This window comes from Arhodomonas sp. KWT (assembly GCF_010993615.1).
This window is the reverse complement of the sequence record NZ_WNXE01000965.1, coordinates 1-630: the sequence shown is the minus strand read 5'-3', so window position 1 is coordinate 630 and position 630 is coordinate 1. Positions and strand designations below refer to the sequence as shown.

Genomic DNA, 630 nt, shown 5'->3' with positions numbered 1-630 from the left:
GCGTAGACGGGGCCCATCGACTCCACGAACGCGAAGGACGATACGGCTGCGAGCTTGAAGCGCTTCCACGCCCGTGATGCGCGTGCCCTGATCCAGCGCCCGGCGGTCTCGCCCGTCTCCGGTGTCCGGCTCTCCAGTGCCGGGGGCACGAGTCCCGGGCAGCGCCCCTCGGAGAGGTGTGAGCCGGCCTCCCGGTGTGCCAGCGGCAGACCGAAGAATCCCGCGAAGCCCAGCGTCTGTACCGATGGCGAGACCCGTTCCAGGCAGCGCCGGAAGACCTCCGAGCGGACGTCGATGCAGAACACGGCCTGGGCGTCCGGCCGGTCGTCGTCGGCCTGACGGTCCGGGGTGAGTTGTTCGGGCAGTCTGCGCTGGGCGCTGCGCTCCGCGGCGTCCTGCAGCAGCGCGTCGACGATGTGCCGTTCCTGCGGGAAAACCGGCCGGGCGTGGCTGGCGCAGACGTCCCGCCAGTCGGCCTCGATTGCCTCGCGGTGGCGCCGGAACAGGGCCTGCTCCCAGGCCATCCGTACCGCCAGCAGCCCCACGGCGGCATGGTCCGTGTCGTCGTTCAGCTCGGCGCGCCAGAGGCGGTAACGTGCCAGCTGCGCCCATCCGCCGAGGTCCATGAGC

General features: G+C 71.6%; 1 protein-coding gene. It reads right to left on the bottom strand.

Translation table 11 applies throughout. The features are described from left to right. Nucleotides 1-630: putative inorganic carbon transporter subunit DabA (locus G7A99_RS23575; protein ID WP_163144487.1), on the bottom strand; the 630-nt coding region annotated here is incomplete at both ends.